This window comes from Flavobacterium sp. M31R6, assembly GCF_013284035.1.
Taxonomy (GTDB): Bacteria; Bacteroidota; Bacteroidia; order Flavobacteriales; family Flavobacteriaceae; genus Flavobacterium.
This window is the reverse complement of record NZ_CP054141.1, coordinates 657978-678883: the sequence shown is the minus strand read 5'-3', so window position 1 is coordinate 678883 and position 20906 is coordinate 657978. Positions and strand designations below refer to the sequence as shown.

The 20906-nt window shown below is 37.5% G+C and carries 3 protein-coding genes; all 3 read right to left on the bottom strand.

Annotation, left to right across the window (positions count from 1 at the left end):
• Positions 1-398: 398 nt before the first annotated feature.
• Positions 399-1586: a phosphoglycerate kinase gene (locus tag HQN62_RS02780; protein ID WP_173503238.1), complete on the bottom strand. Its 1188-nt coding sequence runs from the start codon at positions 1584-1586 to the stop codon at positions 399-401.
• A 288-nt stretch (positions 1587-1874) separates the two neighbouring features.
• Positions 1875-2837 (bottom strand): PorP/SprF family type IX secretion system membrane protein, encoded by a 963-nt coding sequence (locus tag HQN62_RS02775; protein ID WP_173503237.1) that lies wholly within the window; start codon positions 2835-2837, stop codon positions 1875-1877.
• A gap of 53 nt (positions 2838-2890) precedes the next feature.
• Positions 2891-20614 (bottom strand): T9SS type B sorting domain-containing protein, encoded by a 17724-nt coding sequence (locus HQN62_RS02770; protein WP_173503236.1) that lies wholly within the window; start codon positions 20612-20614, stop codon positions 2891-2893.
• Between the last annotated feature and the right edge of the window lie 292 nt (positions 20615-20906).

Below are 20906 nucleotides of genomic sequence, written 5' to 3'. Positions count from 1 at the left end.
TTCAAACCATAAATAATGTTAAAAATACAAAAATATTCGACATTTAACTTATTTTTTTAAATTTTGTAAGCAAATAATTTCAAAAAAATTAGAAATAGTAACTTAAAAAGCGACAAAGACTTCTCCTTAAAAAATAACCCAAATCAAAAACTTTAAACATATTTTTTAATTAAATACAATTGCAAAATATGTTAATTAAAAAAATGGAGCCTTTAATGCAGTTACAATAGACACTATCACTTGTAAACATAACGCAAAATACTGTCTTTTAGTGTGTTATAGAAAAACAAAAACCTTTAGTCACAAATAAAGCGACTAAAGGTTAAATTGATTTTCAAAAAAGTATAACTAACAATTTAAAAATTCAAGGGATAAGCATTAATGCCAATATCAAGACTTTAGTCCAATATTGCAGCAATTCCAGGTAATGTTCTGCCTTCTAACATTTCTAACATGGCACCACCACCAGTAGAAACATAACTCATTTTATCTTCAAAACCGAATTGTTTTACGGCTGCCACAGAATCACCACCACCAACAAGGGAGAAAGCACCATTTGCAGTAGCAGCAGCAATATAATTTCCTAGTGCAATTGTTCCTTTAGCGAATGTTTCCATTTCAAAAACGCCTAATGGACCATTCCAAAGGATAGTTTTAGATTCCATAATCACTTTTTCAAAGTTCTCTAGTGACTTTGGCCCTGCGTCAAGACCTTGCCATCCGTCAGGAATTTCTCTTACATCCACAATTTGCGTATCGGCTGTATTCGAAAAGTCATTGGCAGCAACAACATCAACTGGAATGTGAATTTGAACTCCTTTCTCTTTGGCCAATCTCAAAATTTCAAGTGCCAATTCTTGTTTATCATCTTCACAAATAGAATCTCCAATTTTACCACCCAGCGCTTTTACGAACGTAAATGTCATTCCACCACCAATAATCATGTGATCAACTTTGTCAAGAATATTTTCGATAACTGTAATTTTTGAAGATACTTTCGAACCTCCAAGAACAGCAGTAACCGGTTTTTCACTGTTTTTCAAAACCTTGTTTAAACTTTCTATTTCTTTGGCTAATAATAGTCCAAAACATTTACTTGTTGGAAAAAACTGAGCGATAATAGTTGTTGAAGCGTGTGCTCTGTGTGCTGTACCAAAAGCGTCATTTACATAAATGTCTCCAAGTGAAGCCAATTCTTTAGCGAAAGCAATATCACCAGCTTCCTCTTCGTCATGAAAACGTAAATTTTCTAATAACAACACTTGTCCCGGTTTCAAATTATTGGCAGCTTCTTGCGCTACTGGACCAACACAATTGGCAGCAAATTGAACGGGTACTCCTAATATTTCTGAAGTAGTTTTTAGGATATGTCTTAACGAATATTTGTCTTGAACACCTTTTGGTCTTCCAAGGTGTGACATTAAAATTACACTTCCGCCTTGCGCTAAAATAGCATCTATAGTAGGTTTTGCAGCTTCAATACGATTGGCATCAGTTACATTAAAATTTTCGTCCAAGGGAACGTTAAAATCTACTCTTATTATTGCCTTTTTATTATTGAAATCAAAGTTATTCAAAGTCTTCATGGTTCTTTTTTTTAGTTGTTTTTGAAAGAATAACAAAGATATAACTTTTAAATAAGTATTAAATTTGAAAATTCTAAAAAAATTATGAATTTACTAACGAAATCGATGTAAATACAAAATAACCACAAACCATTATGAACTTTGTAAAATTAATATGCATTAATCAATGGTGGCCTAATGATAAAAATATACGCGTCAGATCCATTGGAAATACAACAAAAAAAAGCACAAATTATTTCTGAGAAACCAGAACCAATTTGTGCTTTTTATGTTTAAGAAAATCGATATCTAATCGTGTACCGGACTTTGGGTACAAGGACAGTTACTAACACCTTGCAAGAATCTAAACCCTATTGTTAAGGAATGGGTTCCGGAATTATGAGCCGCCAAATTATTATCTAGTGTAATTTGATAAGAATAGCCCATTGATATATATCCTTTTGTAAAACCAACCATAGGACCTACCCCAAGTGGCTGACCAATTTGGTCATTCAAAAAACGATAAGTGGCTCCTACCCAATAGTAATCTTCGTATCTATTAAACTTTCTATACTTAATATTTAAATCCGTATTAGAACGACCATCACTTTGAAATAATTGATAATAGGCGGACGGTTCCAATTCTGCATTATTTCCTATGTCAAACACATAGCCGGAATACAATTGATAGTTGGCTAGCAAATTTGGCTCAAGTTTAGTGGTGGTAAAATCAATGTTTTTTTGCAAAATATTAGTTGCAGTACCACTTACGTAGAAATTTTTATTACGATATAACAATCCTACCTCAAAGTTATTATTGGTAGTAGAACGATTATCCGTAATTCCGGCATCGGGAGGAATATTACCTAAATCTGGAAGATCTATACGAAACGAATTATAAATATACGAAAGCCCAAACGAAAGGTATTGTTTGGAATAATAGTCCAAAATAATGTGGTGTGCAAAGGTAAGTTTCCCCCCTGCCTGTTTTGTGTTTCCATTGGAATCATTATACAAAGTCAAACCCACACCGGATTGGTCCAATACCCTAAAGTCGGCATAAAGAGCCTGACTTCGAGGCGCATCCTGTACCCCAACCCATTGCTGATATCCATTAAGGTTGATTCTAAAGTTATCTCCAATACCAGCATAACTGGGTGAAATCACATAAGGATTATCGGCCAAATATTGTGTCGCTACAGGAACATTAAGCTCTTGACTGTAACTGGCTGTTACAGTCAAGAGGAAAATGCTAATTAAGATCTTTTTCATTTTATTTTTCATTTTGGATAACTAATCACTCTCTAATCTTCTTTCTACAAATGTTATCTATATAAAGTAAAGTGGCCTATAAATTCACGATCATCTTGAGAATGTCTCAATTTCAATACATACCAGTAATCACCCATTGGCAACTCCGTTCCGTTGTACTTACCATCCCAAGATTGTCCTGCACCAAAAGTACCTACTTCGCGTCCATAACGATCATACACAACGAATTTAATATCTGGATAATTTTCCGTATTGGTTGGTTTCCATGTATCATTCGTACCATCACCGGTCGGCGTAAATATAGGTGGTATTTTAATATCTATAAACTCAAAGTTCTTAGTGGCCTTTACCGAACAACCATTGCTATCAGTCACTGTTACAACATAGTCTCTAGATCTGAAATAAATATATTTATTATTTGGACCTATTGACTCACCATTTACACTGTACTGATAAACACCTGACCCGCCTGTAACAGTTGCCACAATTTCATTTAATCCACCAAGATCTATTGAAATGGCTAATGGGTCTATTTTATCAACTGTAAAAGTATCCGTTGCATCTACACAACCATTTTTATGGTGTACCATTATAAAGTGATCACCAGGTGTTAGATTAGTAAAGAAATTGCTGTCTTGCTCAATACCTGTACTGTCTAAAGAGTACTTAACATCGGCTGCCTTATTACTTGGGTCAATGGTTACTGTAACTTTGTTGGCAGGTAAATCATTTACACAATCATTAGATATTCTTGCAACAGGATTAAGGATAACCGCTGGGTCTAATAAAACATCAAGTTCAAATTCACACAAATTCGCATCTTTAACAATAACTAAATGATTACCTCCCGAAAGTCCAGAGAAAGTATCTCTACCTAGAGTATATGGATCATTATCAATACTAGTACTGTATGGCCCAGTTCCGCCTACAATATTAATCTTAAATGCACCTGTTTTTTCACCAGCACATAATTCTTGTTGAACAGTAGTTTTATCCACTTTAACATCGATTGGCTGTGGTTCTAAAATGGTTACATCTTGAGTTAAATAACAACCGTTTTCATCCTGAATTATTACTGTATATGACCCTGGTTTCAAATTAGTGAATACGCCAGTATCCAAAAACTTATCAGAACGTGGCGTTATTGCATATTTAATGATACCTGTACCATCAAAACCATTTACTGTAATAGTACCATCACCATTACCTGAACACTTCACATCTGTTTTAGAATATGTGAAATTTAAGGACGTCGGTGGTTCTTTAATATCAACTAATATTGAATTAGCAGGACAGTCACCACTATCAACGTGAACAATATAAGAACCCGCTGGTAATTGTGTAAAATTCCCTGGTGTCAGTTGTGTCGCTGTAAATGCAAGTGGTAAACCAGCACCATTCAACAGTGTATAAGTATAATTTCCTAAACCACCTGTAGCAGTAGCAATGATAACACCTGTTGCATCCCCTTTACAATTTACTTTAGAGTTAACAATATCTACTGCAACATTCAATACTGGCAATGGATCAATAGTAATATCATTGGATACTATACTTGCACAACCATTCGCATCACGAACATAATAATGGTAAGTCCCTACAGCTACCGGGAATGTCACCGTTGACCCAGCCATAGCTATACTTCCAGCAAAATTTGAACTACTACTAAAGCTGTATGGCGGCGTTCCTCCTGACACAGAAAGGGTCAAAGTAGCTTGAGTACCACAAGTTTGTGTACTCGCTTTTACCAAACTAGCCACAATCACATTTGGTTCAGCAATAGTAATAGTTGAAGAGGTCGTTCCACAACCCCAACCATCAGTAACTGTGATTGTATAAGTACCCGCACCTAAATCAGTGAATACATTTGAAATTTGCGGTCCAGAAGAAATCACTGGAGCAACCGAAGTTCTATTCAAAGTGTACAAATAATTGGAACCTTGACCTCCAGTTGGCACTCCTACCGTAATACTAGCACTAGTATCCCCATTACAAGTTAACAACAACGTGCTTGGATTAGCTGTAAATGCAATTGGCGTTGGATTGTTTAGTGTCAATGGAATTGAATCTTCACATCCACTACTGTCTCTAACACTTATAACATAATTTCCAGCGGTTAAGTTCGTGAAGACAGAATTCGCAGAATAGGCAACATTTACCTGACCTGATAATTTGTATTCGTAACCACCAGGCCATCCACCCGTAGCAGTAGCTGAAATAGATCCTGAATTAGGTGCCACACAAGTAATCTCGTTATGAGTTTCACTAACTTTTAAAGCAGCCGTTGGACCAGTAATTGTAAAGCTTCTCGAAACTGTACAGAAAGGAGAATTCTTCAATGTAGCAGTTACTGTATAAGTTCCAGCTCCCAAATTAGTTAAAGTAATTGGACCAGCATTAGCTGATGTACCTCCTGGGTATGCAATTCCTAAAGCATCAACTATCGTGTAATCAAAAGCTCCTGCCTGATCAGGATCAGTAGCCGTAATAATTCTGTCGATAAAAATCACTTTGGCACCACCATTGGTTCCGTTCAAACAAGTAACATCAACAATATTATCAATTTTTAAATCAAAAGTATTTGGCTCATTTACATAGTGAACATCTTGGATTTCACAATTGGTGTCTAAATTTTTAACGGTAATTAAATAATCCGCTACCGGTAATCCAGTGAAAATTCCATTACTATTCGTTTGTTGAGGATAAACTCCACCTTTTACACCAGTTGTTGCATTTGTATCAACCAAAGTATATTCAATATTTGCTGGAGTACCACCAATAGTACTAACAGTAACTGTTATATCTTCCAGATTGTTACAGGTAATTGCTTTGTTTACTGCAACATTTACTTTGTCCAAAGCAATATAAGGAGCAATAACGATTGGCACAATTGTGGTTCCTACACAACCATTACTGTCATAAACATTTACTATATAAGATCCTCCAAGGAGATCAGCTTCAGTATAACTGTTACTGGCCCCCAAATAAACAGGAGTTCCATTTTTTACAAATTCATAATTCAGATAACTACCTGAACCTCCCGTTATCGCTAATGGATCAATGCTTATGGTGGCATAATTCGAAGCATTTCCTGTAGCACAACCATATTGAGTGACCGTTGCCGCAGGCAATACAATTGGATTTGGTTGTATTACAGTTATAGGTAAAGAAGCTGTACATCCTCTAGCCGAAACAACATCAACAGTATAAACACCGGCTACAAGACCACTAAATAAATTAGAAGCTTGAGGAGTTCCACCGTTCAAACTATACATATACACAGGATTATCATTTACTCCAGAAGCAGGTGTAGCCATAGTAGCCGTAATAGTACCATCGCCTCCGCCGTTACAACTTACAGGGGTCATAGTCAAAGCAAAACCAGTAATAAGAGTTGCAGGTGTTAAAGTAATTGGCACAAAAACTTCACAACCTGTGGTTACATCGTGTACGCCCATTGTATGAAGGACAGGTGTAATACCATTAAATACAGTTGCACCGCCAAAAGCACCACCATCAATATTGTAGGTATAATTTGCAGAACCACCTGAGGCAACTACTGTAATTACACCGTCATTACCAGCACAACTTGGTGTAGTTGTAATAGTTGGAGTTAAAGCTAATGGGGCTAAAATTGGAACAGAAACAAGTGGGTTACCACAACCATTCTTATCTTTTATTACTATAGTATGAACTCCAGATGACAAATTAGATATTGAAAATGGAACCGCTTGAGTTTGGTAACCACTACCATCAATACTGAAACTGTAAGGCGCAATACCTGCAGTTGGCAAGGTAACATCTATTACAAAATTACCTTCGGTTATTCCGCACTGTGTATTTAATACTGCAGCAACAACTGGCGTTGGGTCTAACCCGATTACAACTGGTAGTGATTGAGGACAATCATTTGCATCTTTAACATATATTACATAATTACCAGATTCAGCATTTAATGTATTAGTACCTGACCAACCTGGATCTGTAACCAAAGGAGGTGTGGCTGCTGCCGGTAATATTTGATATAAATATGGAGCGGTTCCGCCTTGTGCATCGGCAACTATTTGTCCTGCATTCACATTACAATTGTCGTTAACCGTTGTAAACGATAATGACACTGCGGCACTTGGTGAACCAACCGTCACTACATTGGACGTTTTCACACAGAATGGGCTTGCCGTTTCTGTTACTATTACCGTATAATTCCCTGCCAACAATCCTGCAATTGGTTGTGGGTTCAAAAGAGATACATCTCCAGAACCTGTCGTTACCGAAGCACCTAAACTATTAAATACCTCATAGTTGTATGCACCTCCATATCCGGACACATTAATAGAAATAGCTCCATTTGAATCACCAAAACAGGTTACTGGAGTAGTCGCCGTTGCAACAACATCAATAGTGTTAAACGGTGCAACTGTGAATGCAGCCGTATCAAAATAACAACCTGTAGTAACATCATTCACTCTGAAATAATAATCACCCGGTGTCGTTACCGTAAATATGTTTGAAGGCTGCGTAACAACTCCTGGCAACATTTGATAGGTAAAGGTTCCTGAACCTCCAATAACATTTACGATTAATGATCCTGTATTATTACAATCAATAGCTGCATTTACTGCTGCGCTCGCAGCAGTGATTTTTGGCAATGTAGTAATAGGAACATTACGTGTAGCAATACAACCATTGGCGTCTTTCACATAAACTAATAAAGCATAAGATACACCCGTATCTATAACGCTAAACGTATTAGTGGTGAAATAATTAGTTCCATCTATACTATAAGTGTAAGGTGCTGTTCCTGTCCCTACTGTTTCATTAACAGTCACTGTAGCTGTATTTACAGAATTGTCTGGTGCACATCCAAAAGCAGTTACCGATGATGATGCATCTACAAGTAGCGCCAAAGGTGTTCCAACTGTTTCAGTTTGTGTTAAAAAACAACCTTTGCCAGATGTAACTGTAATATCGTAGGATCTTGCCGAAAGACCTGTAAAGAGATTACTGGACTGAGGACCTAAAACTAATGCAGGACCTGAAGTAGCCGTCAAAGTATAAGTATAACTTGGATTATCATTTGCTATTGGTAAAACAACAGTTATCGTTCCGTTGCTATCGCCATTACAGCTTACATCTGTTGCCGTTGTGCTAAAAGTAACTGGTGTTGGCGCAATTAATTGAATTGGTTTAGTAACGTCACAAGTAGACGTTCCATCCGTAACTCTAACATTGTAATTTCCTGCTGCAATGCCTGAAAAGGTATCTGAAGCTTGAGGCCCTACCAAAACAACCAATGCACTATCTAACAATGTATAAGTAAAAGTTCCAGAACCTCCCGCAGCTGTAGCTTTAATTTCTCCAACATTTGAAGGACAGGTTACAATGGCACTAACTGTTGGAGTTAATCCCAATGGTGCCAAAATTGGAACAGTGACTACACCATTTCCACAACCATTAAAGTCTTTTACTTCTACCGTATGAGATCCCGATGATAATCCTGTTATTGAAAACGGAGCTACCAAACTTTGATAAACACCTCCGTCAATACTATAACTGTAAGGCGCAATACCTGCAGTTGGCAAAGTAACATCTATTACAAAATTACCTTCGGTTATTCCGCACTGTGTATTTAATACTGCAGCAACAACTGGCGTTGGGTCTAACCCGATTACAACTGGTAGTGATTGAGGACAATCATTTGCATCTTTAACATATATTACATAATTACCAGATTCAGCATTTAATGTATTAGTACCTGACCAACCTGGATCTGTAACCAAAGGAGGTGTGGCTGCTGCCGGTAATATTTGATATAAATATGGAGCGGTTCCGCCTTGTGCATCGGCAACTATTTGTCCTGCATTCACATTACAATTGTCGTTAACCGTTGTAAACGATAATGACACTGCGGCACTTGGTGAACCAACCGTCACTACATTGGACGTTTTCACACAGAATGGGCTTGCCGTTTCTGTTACTACTACCGTATAATTCCCTGCCAACAATCCTGCAATTGGTTGTGGGTTCAAAAGAGATACATCTCCAGAACCTGTCGTTACCGAAGCACCTAAACTATTAAATACCTCATAGTTGTATGCACCTCCATATCCAGACACATTAATAGAAATAGCTCCATTTGAATCACCAAAACAGGTTACTGGAGTAGTCGCCGTTGCAACAACATCAATAGTGTTAAACGGTGCAACTGTGAATGCAGCCGTATCAAAATAACAACCTGTAGTAACATCATTCACTCTGAAATAATAATCACCCGGTGTCGTTACCGTAAATATGTTTGAAGGCTGCGTAACAACTCCTGGCAACATTTGATAGGTAAAGGTTCCTGAACCTCCAATAACATTTACGATTAATGATCCTGTATTATTACAATCAATAGCTGCATTTACTGCTGCGCTCGCAGCAGTGATTTTTGGCAATGTAGTAATAGGAACATTACGTGTAGCAATACAACCATTGGCGTCTTTCACATAAACTAATAAAGCATAAGATACACCCGTATCTATAATGCTAAACGTATTAGTGGTGAAATAATTAGTTCCATCTATACTATAAGTGTAAGGTGCTGTTCCTGTCCCTACTGTTTCATTAACAGTCACTGTAGCTGTATTTACAGAATTGTCTGGTGCACATCCAAAAGCAGTTACCGATGATGATGCATCTACAAGTAACGCCAAAGGTGTTCCAACTGTTTCAGTTTGTGTTAAAAAACAACCTTTGCCAGATGTAACTGTAATATCGTAGGATCTTGCCGAAAGACCTGTAAAGAGATTACTGGACTGAGGACCTAAAACTAATGCAGGACCTGAAGTAGCCGTCAAAGTATAAGTATAACTTGGATTATCATTTGCTATTGGTAAAACAACAGTTATCGTTCCGTTGCTATCGCCATTACAGCTTACATCTGTTGCCGTTGTGCTAAAAGTAACTGGTGTTGGCGCAATTAATTGAATTGGTTTAGTAACGTCACAAGTAGACGTTCCATCCGTAACTCTAACATTATAATTTCCTGCTGCAATGCCTGAAAAGGTATCTGAAGCTTGAGGCCCTACCAAAACAACCAATGCACTATCTAACAATGTATAAGTAAAAGTTCCAGAACCTCCCGTAGCTGTAGCTTTAATTTCTCCAACATTTGATGGACAGGTTACAATGGCACTAACTGTTGGAGTTAATCCCAATGGTGCCAAAATTGGAACAGTGACTACACCATTTCCACAACCATTAAAGTCTTTTACTTCAACCGTATGAGATCCCGATGATAATCCTGTTATTGAAAAAGGAGCTACCAAACTTTGATAAACACCTCCGTCAATACTATAACTGTAAGGTGCAACACCAGCAGTTGGCAAGGTAACATCTATTACAAAATTACCTTCGGTTATTCCGCACTGTGTATTTAATACTGCAGCAACAACCGGTGTTGGGTCTATATCAAGGAATACTGGTATAGGAACAATACAGCCATTTGCATCTTTCACATTAACTGTATAATTACCCGTCATTAGTACTGATGGTGATGAAGCATTAGGAAAAGTCGAGAAATTAGAATACCCAATATTTACAGGACCAACCAACTCATATTGATAGGGTAAAGTACCACCTTGACCAATTGCAGAAATTTGACCTGTATGATTACAATTATCTTTCTTATCGACATTTGCTGAGGCGGTAAGGGCTACTGCAGATTCAGTAATTGTAAAAACAGTTGATGATGAAGTACATCCAGGGTATGTACCGCCTGTTTCTGTAAATTTAATATAATAATTTCCTGGCGTTAATCCGCTAATAGGCAGAGAAGTAAAAGGCGCTGCAGTATTAATAAAATTAACAATTCCGGTAGACACATTCGTTTGGTCTCTAAAAATTTCATATTTTACCTGTGTGGCATCATAATTATCAATGGTAAAGACAACCGACCCTGTTGGTGTTCCTGTACACGTAACATTTTTCACAACATCTATAGTGCTTGTTAATGTTGTAAGTGGTATTACAGCACCGGCCGCCTTTTCAAAATAATAACATCCCGTAACACTATCAAATACAACAAAAGTATACGTTACACCCGGTGTTAAGCCTGTAAAAGTATGTTGTAACGTCAATCCTGGATCATTTGGAAGTAACATACTCGAAAAAGGAGCAACTGTCATATCATAAACTCCAAAAGAATAGCGCGGTACTAGAGGAGCCGGCGATACTCCTGCTACAGATACAACAATTGTAGCGCCATCTGTACAGGTTACTATTGGTGTTGATAAATCAATATCTAAATCTGATGGTGGAGCTGCTATATCCAAAGGTGTTTTGGTAACTGAACATCCTTTTGAATCTGTTACAATCAATTCATATGTCCCAAAACTTAAATTCGCAAAAATATAATCAGCACCTATCGAAGCTATTGGAAGAGGAGCAGACAAAGTAGCGTTGGTTACAGTATTCCTTAAAACATAAGTGTAAGGAGCAAACCCATTTGCTACATTCTTTACTTCAATTGAACCAGGAACGATTGCAAGTGAGCAAGACATATCTTTAACAACTGTACTAAAAGTAATTAATGCTGGCTCAGTTACTGTTACAGTACTGTTAAAAAGACAATCTTTACTGTCTTTGATGGAATAATTATAAGTTCCCGCAGCCAAACCTCCATAAGTTGCATTTGAAGTAAATACACTTCCATTAAAACTAAAAGTGAAAGGAGCAACACCTAAACTAGGAGTAATAGTAACACTTCCATTAGCAGAACCATTACAAGTAAGATTAATTACACTTGTTGAGCCTGAAGGCATTACTTTCGGTTGAATAGTAACAATTGCAGAAGTTACCGAACAACCATTTGCATCGGTTACCTGAAACTGATTTGCCCCTGATACTGCACTTTCGAAAGTAAAACTCGTTCCTAAACCAATCGGTTGTGTTAATGTACCTGTTCCTGACACCGTACTCACTGTAAATGGAGCTTTCCCTCCCGAAATTGTACCCGTAATGATAGCATCCGGTGGCGTTTTACAATCTAAATCTTTGGTTAAAACTATATTTGCTTTTAACTGCGCATCGATTGTTTGTGCCAAAGCAACTGAGGTACAACCGTAAGCATCCTTAACCATAATAGAATAATTCCCTGGTGCTAAATTGGCAAAAGTATTGCTTAATTGATACGTTGCTCCGTTGTCAATACTGTACTGGTATGGTGAAACACCTAATGAAGCTGTTATGGTTATTGTAGCCTGATTCGTCGTATCATAACACAAATCAGATCCTGCAATACTTGCCGTTGGCTGAATTGGTGTCGTTAATGCAAACGTATCGGTAGCCGAACAATTATTAGCGTCAGTAACACTAATCGTATAAGTGCCTATTTGAGATAAATTAGTAAACGTAGCACTTGCTTGTGGTCCAAGTATTGATGTATCAGGCTGAGTTAATGTATAAGAATAACCTCCCCATCCGCCAGAGGCTGCTACTACAACGCTTCCGTTAGTACCACATTTTATTGGCGTAACTGTTTTATTAACCGCCAAAGCAGCCGGTGGTGGATTCACCGTTACCGAAGTAGTTGCCGTACAATTAGTGTCCGTATTCGTAATTACTATAGCATAAGGGCCGGCAGCCAATCCCGTAAGGTTAATTGGTGATGCTCCAACTCCTTGGGCAACTCCGTTTATGGTATAAGTGAAATTAGTCGCTCCTGAAACTGTGAATCTAACCGCTCCTGTTGAAGAACCAAAACACTGTACATTGTTTACTAACTGACCGATTACCGTTACTGCCGGCAAAGCATTGATAGTAAAATCTTCATGATAAGTACAATCTTTATCGTCTTTTACCTGGAATGTATAAGTTCCTGGCGCTAATCCTGAAAATAAAGTTGATAATTGGTATGGTGTAGCAGATGCAGCAGGTGCTGTTATCTGATATGTTTTTGTTCCTGATCCTCCAACTGTACCTGTTATAGTAACATCCGTTTTGTTTGCAGGACACATCAAAGCAGTATTTGAAAAAGTCAAATCCGTTGGAGGTGTCAAAGGCACTATTGTAACAGGTGCCGTAACAAAAGTACAATTGTTTACATCTTTAATGGTAATCGTGTAAGTGCCATTTGTCAATCCTGTAAATGTTGGGGAAACCTGGAAAGTAGTTCCGTCAATACTGTAACGGTAAGCTCCTGTTCCTCCTAAAACGGACTGCGCTTCAACAGTCGCATTCTGCAAACACGTATAAGGTACTGTAACTACTGCAATCCCTGAAATTGTAACTGGCTCTGACAATGTAACTGAACCACTAAAAGTACAGTTCTTACTGTCCGTAACTACATAAGGATAAGCAATATTTGCCTGCAGTCCAGTATATAAAGTCGTACCAGATGAACCCAGTCCGTTGAAATTATAAGTATAAGGACCAACTCCTCCTGATGCTGCAATTTTAACGGAACCATTCGTCCCTCCATTACAGGTCGGATTTACATCTGTTGTTGTGGCCGATACAGGAACTAATCCATTAATGGTAATGATTCCAGTACTTGCCGGACATCCATTTGCATCGGTTACCTGAAACTGATTCGCTCCTGGTGTTGTACTTGTAAAAGTGAAAGTGGTTCCTAAACCAACTGGTTGCGTTAAGGTCCCTGTTCCCGAAACTACACTTACTGTATAGGGAGCCTTACCCCCTGAAATTGTACCTGTAATGATAGCATCTGGTGAAGCATTACAATCTAAATCTTTGGTTAAAACTATATTTGCTTTTAACTGCGCATCGATTGTTTGTGCCAAAGCAACTGATGTACAACCGTAAGCATCCTTAACCATAATAGAATAATTCCCTGGTGCTAAATTGGCAAAAGTATTGCTTAATTGATACGTTGCTCCGTTGTCAATACTGTACTGGTATGGTGAAACACCTAATGAAGCTGTTATGGTTATTGTAGCCTGATTCGTCGTATCATAACACAAATCAGATCCTGCAATACTTGCCGTTGGCTGAATTGGTGTCGTTAATGCAAACGTATCGGTAGCCGAACAATTATTAGCGTCAGTAACACTAATCGTATAAGTGCCTATTTGAGATAAATTAGTAAACGTAGCACTTGCTTGTGGTCCAAGTATTGATGTATCAGGCTGAGTTAATGTGTAAGAATAACCTCCCCATCCGCCAGAGGCTGCTACTACAACGCTTCCGTTAGTACCACATTTTATTGGCGTAACTGTTTTATTAACCGCCAAAGCAGCCGGTGGTGGATTCACCGTTACCGAAGTAGTTGCCGTACAATTAGTGTCCGTATTCGTAATTACTATAGCATAAGGGCCGGCAGCCAATCCCGTAAGGTTAATTGGTGATGCTCCAACTCCTTGGGCAACTCCGTTTATGGTATAAGTGAAATTAGTCGCTCCTGAAACTGTGAATCGAACCGCTCCTGTTGAAGAACCCAAACACTGTACATTGTTTACTAACTGACCGACTACCGTTACTGCCGGCAAAGCATTGATAGTAAAATCTTCATGATAAGTACAATCTTTATCGTCTTTTACCTGGAATGTATAAGTTCCTGGCGCTAATCCTGAAAATAAAGTTGATAATTGGTATGGTGTAGCAGATGCAGCAGGTGCTGTTATCTGATATGTTTTTGTTCCTGATCCTCCAACTGTACCTGTTATAGTAACATCCGTTTTATTTGCAGGACACATCAAAGCAGTATTTGAAAAAGTCAAATCCGTTGGAGGTGCCAAAGGCACTATTGCAACAGGTGCCGTAACAAAAGTACAATTGTTTACATCTTTAATGGTAATCGTGTAAGTGCCATTTGTCAATCCTGTAAATGTTGGGGAAACCTGGAAAGTAGTTCCGTCAATACTGTAACGGTAAGCTCCTGTTCCTCCTAAAACGGACTGCGCTTCAACAGTCGCATTCTGCAAACACGTATAAGGTACTGTAACTACTGCAATCCCTGAAATTGTAACTGGCTCTGACAATGTAACTGAACCGCTGAAAGTACAGTTTTTACTGTCCGTAACTACATAAGGATAAGCAATATTTGCCTGCAGTCCAGTATATAAAGTCGTACCAGATGAACCCAGTCCGTTGAAATTATAAGTATAAGGACCAACTCCTCCTGATGCTGCAATTTTAACGGAACCATTCGTCCCTCCATTACAGGTCGGATTTACATCTGTTGTTGTGGCCGATACAGGAACTAATCCATTAACCGTAGCCTTTGTTGTTGCGCTACAACCAGTTGCATCTGTAACAACAAAAGTATAAGTATCGGCATTGGCATTGGTTACACTCTGAGTAAAACTTAACGCAGCACTTGGAGCACTAGCAGCACTTGGAGGATTAGCCCCCTTTTGTACGGTATAAGTATAAGGTCCTGTTCCTCCAGCAATGTTTACTGTAATAACTGCATCTGGAGTTGCCACACTACAATCCAAAGTCTTTGTAACACTCGCCACTGGAAGTAATTGATTTGCAATGATAATATTCGAAATTGTAGCCGTACAATTATTACTGTCGGTTACAATTATAGTATGATTTCCAGGCCCAACATTAGTAAAAGTATTACTGCTTTGAGCTGCATTCGAGTCTAATTGATAAGTAAGCGTACCTGTACCGGTTGCAGTTACTACTAATTTGGCTTGATCTATAGTGTCATAACATAAATCTGAAGTTGCTGCTAAAACAGCCGTTACTGCAGTTGGTGCAACAACTGTAACTGGGACACCCACAGGATTAGAACAAAGATTCGCATCTCTAACAAAAATCGTATAACTTCCAGGTAGCACGTTGGTAAATTTATTACTTGATTGGTAAGCCTTAACAACTGTAATTCCTGCTGCATTTCTTAACTCATATTCGTAAGCGGGCGTACCACCTGTAGCAGTAGTAGTTATTGTTGCTCCTGTGCTACAAGTAGCCAAAGTTGTAACTGTTGTGCTCGCTCCAATAGCAACTGGAGCAGCAATAATTTGAGTAAATGGTTTGGTACATGCAACTGCAGAAGTAGCATCGGGTCTTATTTTTATGTTGTAAGTTGTAGCTGCTAAATTCGGAATTGTTACAGGAGATGTTGTAGATGTTGTCCAATTTACACCATTATCTATAGAATATTGGAAGCTTGCACCAAAATTTTGTGCTGCAATAGTAATTTCACCATCATTGGCACCATTACATTTAGCGTCTTTAAAACCAGTTATTGACCCTGTAAAAGCTTTTCCTGTCGGCACTACTACGGTGAAATCTTTAGTAGTAATACACGATTTTGGAACTTGGTAAACACTGATATCATCAATAACCACATCATTACCACTATAAACAATACTACCCGAGCGCACTACAAACTTCAAGTTGATATTGCTACCAGGATCCAATGTCAATGAAATAGGTACCCATTTGTTACGATTCGGATCATTTGAAGCATTCGCAATAAGACCAGTATATTGTTGCGCTACAACGGTATTACTTCCGTCAACTAATTGCACCAAAATGTCAGGAGCAGCTCCATTGATTCCGCTTCTAAGCAAATTGGCCACATAAAAATCAACTTTCACCGGTTGGTTAGGTATAACATCAACTATAGGCTTACTATATAATACACCATTAGGTCCTGCTGCTGAACCAATGTTTACCAATAAAAATCTCCCTTTTGGATCAGCTCCCGCCGTTGTATGATCTTTAAAGTGATACCATGCTCCGGAATTAGTTCCGCTTGGGTCGTCACTTCTCCAAAAATCACTTGCCACTGAATATTGATTATCTTCAACAGAACGTGTTGGATTTGGACAAGAATACGGTGCTAAAACATGTTGATCATTAAAACAATAAGCAGCTGCAATTCCCGAAGTGGTTGTTGGAGCTCCACTACCAAAATCCTCTTTCAATAAATTACTGTAAGTAGGTACAGAAGTAACTTTGTATTCAACTCTAACAGCATGAGTACCAACTGGAACATTTATAAATTCGTTCGATGGTACGTTAGTGTTTTTTACATTATCCAAATAATAATCATATGAATACGAAGCTGGCCCTGGATTATTAATTATAACTTTACTGGTGGCCGTACCATCACAATTGAAATCTACAGGTGTATTAACATTTATACTAGGTGCAACAGGTTCCGGATCAATAATAATGCCTGGCATAGCATAAATACAATCATTGGCATCTTTTATATAAACAGTGTAAGTACCTGGTGCCTTGTATGCATCGTTTATTGGCGACCAAGTCACTTGATTGTCAAAACTGTACAAGTATGGTGCAATTCCTCCTTGAGGATTAGTAATACGGATTTTTCCGTTATTTTTAGGAACTGTTACACCATCACCACAACCGGCTAATTCTGACACACCTGCTGACGCAGTCAAGGCCTGCCCGGGCTCAGTCAATACAATCGTTTGTGGCAGATCAAAACAATCTACTCCTCCTAAAGAATATTTAAGCATGGCTGTATAAGTACCGACAGGTAAATTTGAAAAAGTACCATTAGAAGAATAGGTAACACCATTATCGATGCTGTAAGACAAATTATATCCATTGGCATTGGTTACATTGAATTTAATTTCTCCAGTACTAGAACCATAACATTTAATGTTAGTTGACGGAACTGTGTATATTGGTTTTGGATTATCATTGATTGTGATTGGAGCTAAAGTAACTTCACAATTGTTAAAGTCAACTACTCTAATATTAAAGGTGCCAGCTGCAGTAACCGGAATAATAGGAGACCCTTGAAAATCAGTAGTGCTATTTACAAAATAAGTATAAGGACCTGTTCCACCAACTGGAGTTACAGTAATTTCGCCACTTTCGCAGGTTAATGGTTTGGTAATTGCTGCAGTTGCAGTCAAAACTGCTGGCTCAACCAATGTTGCAGTTCCGTTATAAATACAACCGTCATCAGTTGTGACTTTAACATCATACAGCCCTGGATCGAGATTATTAAAGGTATAATCATTTGGGCTAATTGGTCCAACGCTATTTACTGGTATTCCACCTTTAGAAATACTAAAATAGTATTGGGCACGAACATCATTGGCTGCCAATTTCAAAGACCCTTTTCCTCCATTACACAAAGGATCATTAACTGTAGTGGCAACAGTAAAATCACGCTTTCTAATTTGGATTCCAGGAATTGTAAATACACAACGATTTGGAACATTTACAACAGAACGAATGTAAACCGTATATATATTAGGAGTATTAATTGGCAAAATATTACTCGCCTGATAAGTCACACCGTCCAAACTATATTCATAACCACTTCCAGCAGCAGGTGTTCCCACAACAATTTCACCATTTGTATTACAAATGATATCTCGTGATGTAGCAGTTGGATTTAATTTATTTTCATATACATTGAAGAAATAACGGCTAAAACAACCATTCACATAATTGAGAGTAACGCGATATTGTCCTTGTCCGCTAACATTAAAATCTGGACCAGTAGCGACTTGTGTCCAAGTGCAAGCATTAGTTTCATCTGCACATACTGTACCACTTACAAGTGCACAACTACTTTTTTCCCAAATGATGGAATTAGTATCAGTTACACCCGATCTAATATAACGCTTGGCATTATCACCACATAAATAAATATTTGGAAGAACTTTACCATTGTTTGGACAAGTAACCACTTCATCCGCAAAAGGAATCACTGGATTAACAGATGTTGTTCCAAAAGGTTCCACAGTAACTGTTTCATCAATAGACACACAAGGGGCTATTGCAGTATTATGAACATAATATGTTCCAATACTTGAAACTGTTATGGATTGCGTTGTTCCAATAACTGGACTTCCCGTAGGACTAGTAGACCAAGAATACTTATCATAACCATTGGCCGCCGAAATAGTAACATTAGCACCACACAATTGGTATTTTCTGGTGTATTTACATCCACTCACTCCCACTAAAAAATTTGTTGCGGAAGGTGTTGCTAAGTTACAATTTCCAAAAACAGAGATACTTGGATCATCTGTAATAACTGCAGGATTTGTTACTCCTTTATAAGTCGCAAAAGCTTGATTTTTAATTTGATCCGAACAGGCATCACTCAAGTCATTACAATTAGGAACTACTTGAACTCCAAATTTAATGATCCATTGGTTACCATTTATTTTTACAAGATTATTAGGTATTGTAAAAATAAGGGTGCGTGTTGCTGCAGTATAGGTATAAGTAATTCCTGAACCACTTGGCACCACTATATTATTAGGGTCAAAAATAATATTGACTGGCAAAATATCCTTTATGGTAAAAGAATCCGCATCATCATTCCCCACGTTTTTGAATCCAATTTCATAATTTAAATAATCCCCCAAAGTTACATTTGAATTTCCGATATTGACCCCTGCTGAATTTTTTACAATTTTAGTTAAAACAATTTCAGGTTCAATAACATCAACGGCAAAAGTAGTCACATAAACCCCATAAGTATCTGAAGTGGAAGTTAAACGGTATGTTGCACCAGTTTCATTATTCGGTATGACTTTATTATTAGGGTTGTTGACATTTAACAAATCCATATCAAATCCTAATGTATTCAAACTATTAGGCACTCTAGTATTTACATTGACCGAAAATGGTGTGGTGGCACTTGGAACAGTTATGGTTGAATTAAAGACATTGTTTAAAGGATTCAAAGAGTTGTTTACATAAGTATAGGCCGCAACGGTATTGGCTTTTATAAGCAAATCATCCCCATAAAGCTTTGATTCCCCTTCTTGAGCTGCTACTCCGATTGTAGCTCTAACAGGAAGTGGAGAGGGTAAAGTTTTAAAACCATTAACAGAAAAATCTAGATTTTTTAATGCACTAGTTATCCCAGCAAAACCATCAAAAGTAGAAATGTATCTACTTGGTAATGTAGGGCTTTCATAAACAACAACCAGAGTCCAGCCGGCCATTGAACCAGAACTTTTTTTCCCTTTTGCAGCTCTAATATTTGCCGCAAAATAATTCCCGTTCGGGTCTGCCAATAACTGCAACATACTTGTTACATTTTTATAACAAACGTAAGGTGAATTAGTAAACGAAGTTGCGGGAGGTGCTTTGTACCCATCAAAAATAATCTCATCTTCATCTCCAACAGGATCGGCAGCATTATCAGCAACTAAAGTTGTATAATTTGCAGCCCCTGGAACTTTAAATTTAATCTGATTCCAATCATTTAAACGGGGAGTTCCTTTGGTATCGGAATTTGAAGCTGTACTTCTTTCATAAGGATATATGGCCGTCCAATACAAACCTGCATACACAACACGCTTACAGCTATTATTAATATTCAACTCCGCACTACTGGACGCAAATGTGGTGGGATCAGTATCAATATCAGTATATTCTTGATTGAAACCATTATTGTTTGATGCAGTATTATAGTTTTGATTGGCTTCGGCTGTTAGAGTCGCTAGATTGGTTGGTGTTCCATTTGGATCTGCAGCACTAAAAACGGGCTGAGTTGTTGTACGGCTCATCATGCTATTCCCTACAAAAATAACATCACCCTTGATACGCATATTTCCACCTGGTAATCTAGGCACGAACGCTTTCCCTAACTGTGAAAATGAAAGTCCACTAGTAAACAAAAATGCTATGAGCAGAAATAAAGAAAAATTATACTGTCTCTTAAAACAGTTAATTCCTAGATAACTGCTTTCACTCGAATTATCAAATTCTTTTATTTTAGATGTATAAACAAACGAATTCTTTTGGAAGAAATTTTCAAACAGAAACAATATCCAATGAACAATTTTAGAAAAAGTAGGTTTTTTCATGTTTATTATATTTTTATGATTCAAACTCTAATTTATTCTTTGGGGCGTTTGAATAAATTAGAGGACATTTTAATTTTATCTAAATGCTATTTTTTTAACTTAAATCTTGCAATAAAGTTCTTTTTTATATTAAAAACTAAACTCCAAAATTGAATATTCCAAATTTTCTTTATAATAACACCTTTTTTTAAAGCTGTTTTTTTTGTGATTTATATTACAAAATATAACTTAAAAAGTTAAAATTAAACATTTTAAAACAATATCAAAATGTATGGCAAACTATTTTATGTTA

Excerpts from the sequence above, each read along its gene's own strand:
- HQN62_RS02780 (WP_173503238.1), bottom strand. The coding sequence starts at position 1,586 with ATGAAGACTTTGAATAACTTTGATTTCAATAATAAAAAGGCAATAATA.
- HQN62_RS02775 (WP_173503237.1), bottom strand. The coding sequence starts at position 2,837 with ATGAAAAAGATCTTAATTAGCATTTTCCTCTTGACTGTAACAGCCAGT.
- HQN62_RS02770 (WP_173503236.1), bottom strand. The coding sequence starts at position 20,614 with ATGAAAAAACCTACTTTTTCTAAAATTGTTCATTGGATATTGTTTCTG.